The sequence below is a fragment of the Burkholderia sp. LMG 13014 genome (assembly GCF_905232215.1).
Classification (GTDB): Bacteria; Pseudomonadota; Gammaproteobacteria; order Burkholderiales; family Burkholderiaceae; genus Burkholderia.
The window spans coordinates 1-4,982 of sequence record NZ_CAJNKE010000443.1 but is presented as its reverse complement, the minus strand read 5'-3'; the positions used below and the strand labels follow the sequence as shown (position 1 = coordinate 4,982).

Genomic DNA, 4,982 nt, shown 5'->3' with positions numbered 1-4,982 from the left:
GCGCCCGGCTCCTCTCGCCGTTCCCGTGACGCGCCTCGCCGGCGCGCGTGCCCTCGTCCGATGAAGATTCTGTTCCATTCCCCGCACCAGGAAGCCGGCGCGTGGCGCGACGAGATCGCGCATGCGCTGCCGGAAGCCCAATTGCGCGTGTGGCAGCCGGGCGACACGGCCGCCGCCGATTACGCACTCGTCTGGCGCGCGCCGCGCGAATTCTTCAGCCCGCGCGACGGCCTGCGCGCGATCTTCAACCTCGGCGCCGGCGTCGACGCGCTGCTCGCGCTCGAGCACGCGCATCCGGGCACGCTGCCGCAGCATGTACCGCTCGTGCGGCTGGAAGATTCGGGCATGGCGCAGCAGATGATCGAATACGTGACGCACGCGGTGCTGCGCTACCTGCGCCGTTTCGACGAATACGACGCGCTGCAGCGCGAGCGCCGCTGGCGGCCGCTCGAACCGCACGCGCGCGCAAGCTTCACCGTCGCCGTGCTCGGCCTCGGCGTGCTGGGCACGCAGGTCGCGCTCGCGCTCGCCGCGCTCGGCCTGCCCGTGCGCGGCTACAGCCGCAGCGCGAAGCAGCTCGACGGCGTCACGACCTTCGCCGGCGACGGCGCGTTCGATGCGTGCATCGACGGCGCGAAGGTGCTCGTCAACCTGCTGCCGAGCACCCCCGACACCGACGGCATCCTGTCGGCGCGCACGTTCGCGCGGCTCGCGCCCGGCGCGTATGTCGTCAACGTCGCGCGCGGCGCGCATCTCGTCGAGGCCGACCTGCTCGACGCGCTTTCGAACGGCCAGGTAGCCGCCGCAACGCTCGACGTCTTCCATCGCGAGCCGCTGCCGGAAGACCATCCGTTCTGGCACACGCCGCGCATCACGATCACGCCGCACAGCTCGGCCGAAACGCTGCGCGACGAAGCCGTCGCACAGATCGCCGGCAAGATCCGCGCGCTCGAGCGCGGCGAGCGCATCGGCGGCATCGTCGACTACGCACGCGGCTACTGAACCTACAAGCAAACCAGGAGACAACCATGACGTTCCCCACCGCCGTCAAGATCGTCGAAGTCGGCCCGCGCGACGGGCTGCAGAACGAGAAGACCTTCGTACCGACCGACGTGAAGATCGCGCTCGTCGACCGGCTGTCGCACGCCGGCTTTCGCAATGTCGAAGCCGCGTCGTTCGTTTCGCCGAAATGGGTGCCGCAGATGGCCGACGGCGCCGACGTGATGGCCGGCATCGAGCGCCGCGCGGGCACCGTGTACTCGGTGCTCACGCCGAACCTGAAGGGCTTCGAGAATGCGGTCGCCGCGCGCGCCGACGAGGTCGTGATCTTTGGCGCGGCGAGCGAGGCGTTCTCGCAGCGGAACATCAACTGCAGCATCGCCGAGAGCATCGCGCGCTTCGAGCCCGTCGCGAAGGCCGCGAAGGATGCGGGCCTGCGGCTGCGCGGCAGCGTGTCGTGCACGCTCGGCTGCCCGTACCAGGGCGAGGTGCCGGTCGCATCGGTCGTCGACGTCGTTGAACGCTTCGCGGCACTCGGCTGTGACGAGATCGACATCGCCGACACGATCGGCGTCGGCACGCCGAAGCGCACGCGGGAAGTGCTGTCGGCCGTCACGCGCGTGTTCCCGCGCGAACGCCTGTCGGGCCACTTCCACGACACCTACGGCCAGGCGCTCGCGAACATCTACGCGGCGCTGTTCGAAGGGATCGAGATCTTCCACGCGTCGGTCGCGGGCCTCGGCGGCTGCCCGTACGCGAAGGGTGCGACCGGCAACGTCGCGACCGAGGACGTGCTGTACCTGATGCAGGGCCTCGGCATCGACACCGGCATCGATCTCGCGCAGGTCGTCGCCGCCGGCGACTTCATCTCGAACGCGATCGGCCGCACGAACGTGTCGCGCGCCGGTCGCGCACTGCTTGCCAAGGCGCAGAGCGCGGCGGACGCCGCGAACTGCGTGTGACCCCGGTATTCGCTGGATTCCTCAACATGACGACACCCGCTTCATTCGATTCCCTTCCCGATTCCGCACGACGCGTCGCGCTGCTGTTGCGCGAGCGCGGCCATGCGAAAGGCATCGTGATGCTCGCCGAAACCGGCAAGACTTCCGCCGAGGCCGCGGCCGGGCTCGGCTGCTCGGTCGCGCAGATCGCGAAGTCGATCCTGTTTCGCCGCCAGTCGGACGGCGCGCCGGTACTCGTGGTCGCGAGCGGCGTCAATCGCGTCGACGAGAAGAAGGTCGCCGCGCAGGTCGGCGCGGTCGGCCGCGCGGACGCGAAGTTCGTGCGCGACAACACCGGCTATGCGATCGGCGGCGTCTGCCCGATCGGCCATCTCGTCGACCCCGTCACGCTGATCGACGCCGACCTGCTCGAACTGGACAGCCTGTGGGCAGCCGCCGGCCATCCGCACGCGGTGTTCAACCTGTCGCCGAACGAACTCGTGTCGCTGACGGGCGCGCCGGTCGCGGACGTCGCGTTGCGGGAAACCGTATGAGCGACGTGCCGGTGATGGTGCCGGTCGGCACGGTCGCGTCGCCGTGCACCGACGTCTGCCGGATCGATCCGCGCACCGACTGGTGCGCGGGTTGCCTGCGCACGCGCGACGAAATCAAGGGATGGCGCACGTCGGACGACGATGCGCGACGCGCGCTGCTCGCGCGGCTCGATGCGCGGCGGCGGCTGATTGCGGGGAGCGGCGCATGAAGATCTTCGAGCGCGTTCGAGGATAAGCGGATGACCGGCGCTCACGAACGGATCACCCGGCACCTCGCCGTTCTCGAAGGGCTCGACATCGGCGGCATCAATCGTGCAGCCGACATGCTTATGATCCAGTTCGGCCCGATGCGGCAAACCACCACGCGAAAGGGTACGGTGAAATGGGTGGGCGCCTGGGCGCTGCACGTTCAATGCGATTGGCAAATCCGGTCGGAAAGCGACATCGTCGCGACCCAGGACGATCTTTCCGGGTCCGACGACAAGGCACGCCACACCGTGGAGCGTCTCGATGCGTTATTGATCAAGCACGGCCCAATGACCGTTGCGCGTGCACTGGGCAGTGAATCGGGACAAGCATCGATTACGTTGTCCACCGGGCTGAGCCTCGTCGTCACGCCGACGGGCGCGGCACACGAAGAGGACTGGCGACTCTTTGCACCGAGCGTCGACGGTCCGCACTTCGTGATCGAGGGTGGCCGGATCGAGCCCGATTCGCCCGCATGAAACGGGCCGGCATCGAACGGGCCGCTCAAGGCCGTTGCCCGAGCCACGCATAAAAAAAAGCCGTTCAGCCTGGCGGGCGAACGGCATGAGATCGGAATCCTGTGAACGTGATCAACGTCACAGCCCGCATCATACGAGCGACGCGGCCGCATCGCATCGGGTGTTTCCCTACAACTTCTTACAGCGTCTTTCGCGCGTGCGCGCGCACCGCTTTCGCTCGCCAACTGCGCGCCATCCGCTCGCAATACGCGTTCCTGACATTCGCATTCGACGCGCCGCGGCGGTGCCCCGCGGCGGCGCCGAATCGTACGACCGTTTCAGTTGCCGACTGCCGCGCGACGCGCGGGCACGATGCGCCAGCCAAGATTCACGCCGGCCGCCGCGAGCAGGATCAGCAGCGCGCCGACCACCTGCGTCCACGCGAGCGTCTGCCCGAAAGCAACGTGGTCGACGACGATCGCGACGACCGGATAGACGAACGACAGCGCACCGGTCATCGCGGTCGGCAGCTTCTGGATCGCGCCGTACAGCAGCACATACATCAAGCCCGTGTTCACGACGCCGAGCACGACGAGGTCGAGCCACTGCCCGGCGGTCGCCGGCAGCGTGCCGAAGTGCGCGAACGGCGCGAGCAGCAGGACACCGAGGCCCGCCTGCAGCAGCGCGAGCAGGTGCGGCGGCGTGCCCTTCAGGTGCTTCGTGACGATCGACGAGATCGCGTATAGAAAGGCAGCCCCGAGCGACAGCGCGACGCCTTCCAGATATTCGCCCGGCACCGCAAGCACGGCCGGCTCGACGCGCACCACGGCGACGAGCCCGACGAAGGCGAGCGCGAGCCACGCAACCGTCGACGCGGTGATCCGCTCGCGGAACACGATCGCGCCGAGCGCGACGAGCATGAACGGCTGCGTGTTGTAGACGGCGGTCGCCATCGAGATCGAAGCACGCGAATAGGCGGCGAACAGCAGCAGCCAGTTCGCGACGATCGCGACGCTGCCGAGCGTCGCCAGCGCGATCATCCGCGGCGAGAACAGCGCGCGGCGCAGGAAGCCGAACGCCGCGCAGACGATCGCGAGCGTCGCGGCACCGAACAGGCAGCGGAAGAACACGACGTTCGTCAGCGGCTGCTGCGACGACATCACGAGCCAGCCAATCGTGCCGGACATCATCATCGCGACGACCATCTCGGCGGCGCCGCGGCGAATTTCATTCGAAGCCATCGTGAACTCCGTTCAGAAGAGTGGATGACTTCGATTCTAGAAACTTGCTTTCGCGACAACCACGGCTAAACTGAAGTGAATCAACCGATTTACCTTCGAAAGCAAAGCGATCATGCCGAAACGCCTTTCCCCGCCCGCCGTCGCATCGCTCGACGCGACCGACCGCGCGATCCTCGCGGCGCTGGCCGACGACGCGCGCATCGCGACCAGCGAACTCGCCCGGCAGATCGGGCTGTCGGCGCCCGCGACCGCCGACCGCGTGCGGCGGCTCGAAGCGCAAGGCGTGATTGCCGCGTTCACCGTCGAGCTCGACCCGCGCGCGCTCGGCTACACGCTGCAGGCGATCGTCCGCGTGAAGCCGCTGCCCGGCCAATTGCATCTCGTCGAAGAGATGCTGCGGCGGATTCCCGAATTCGTCGAATGCGACAAGGTCACCGGCGACGACTGCTTCATCTGCCGGCTCTACCTGCGCACGATCGCGCACCTCGACGACATCCTGTCGAAAGTGACGGAGCGCGCCGAGACGAGCACCGCGATCGTGAA

7 protein-coding genes are annotated in these 4,982 nt (G+C 67.9%); 6 read left to right on the top strand and 1 reads right to left on the bottom strand.

Annotated elements, in window-relative coordinates; genetic code table 11:
- Nucleotides 1-60 precede the first annotated feature (60 nt).
- The 5 genes from JYJ84_RS28205 to JYJ84_RS28185 are packed head-to-tail and all read left to right on the top strand — an operon-like array spanning nt 61 to nt 3,219.
- Nucleotides 61-1,002: a glyoxylate/hydroxypyruvate reductase A gene (locus JYJ84_RS28205; RefSeq protein ID WP_175223636.1), complete on the top strand. Its 942-nt coding sequence runs from the start codon at nt 61-63 to the stop codon at nt 1,000-1,002.
- A 26-nt stretch (nt 1,003-1,028) separates the two neighbouring features.
- Nucleotides 1,029-1,961 carry a hydroxymethylglutaryl-CoA lyase gene (locus JYJ84_RS28200; protein WP_122946413.1) on the top strand — a complete coding sequence of 311 codons (933 nt, stop codon included), beginning with the start codon at nt 1,029-1,031 and terminating at the stop codon, nt 1,959-1,961.
- 26 nt (nt 1,962-1,987) lie between these two features.
- The gene (locus JYJ84_RS28195) at nt 1,988-2,494 is read left to right on the top strand and encodes a YbaK/EbsC family protein (protein WP_175223637.1); all 507 of its coding nucleotides are present in this window, start codon (nt 1,988-1,990) and stop codon (nt 2,492-2,494) included.
- Nucleotides 2,491-2,703, top strand: a complete 213-nt coding sequence (locus tag JYJ84_RS28190; protein WP_175223638.1) for a DUF1289 domain-containing protein — start codon at nt 2,491-2,493, stop codon at nt 2,701-2,703. The genes JYJ84_RS28195 and JYJ84_RS28190 overlap by 4 nt, the downstream gene beginning before the upstream one ends.
- Before the next feature lie 30 nt (nt 2,704-2,733).
- Nucleotides 2,734-3,219: a hypothetical protein gene (locus tag JYJ84_RS28185; RefSeq protein ID WP_236027657.1), complete on the top strand. Its 486-nt coding sequence runs from the start codon at nt 2,734-2,736 to the stop codon at nt 3,217-3,219.
- A 317-nt stretch (nt 3,220-3,536) separates the two neighbouring features.
- Here JYJ84_RS28185 and JYJ84_RS28180 read toward each other — a convergent pair whose 3' ends face one another.
- Nucleotides 3,537-4,439 carry a DMT family transporter gene (locus JYJ84_RS28180; RefSeq protein WP_175223639.1) on the bottom strand — a complete coding sequence of 301 codons (903 nt, stop codon included), beginning with the start codon at nt 4,437-4,439 and terminating at the stop codon, nt 3,537-3,539.
- Between the two features lie 112 nt (nt 4,440-4,551).
- On the opposite strand from JYJ84_RS28180, the gene JYJ84_RS28175 reads away from it, so the two are divergent.
- Nucleotides 4,552-4,982, top strand: a 431-nt coding sequence (locus JYJ84_RS28175; RefSeq protein ID WP_205189737.1) for an Lrp/AsnC family transcriptional regulator, incomplete at its 3' end; no start/stop codon positions are given.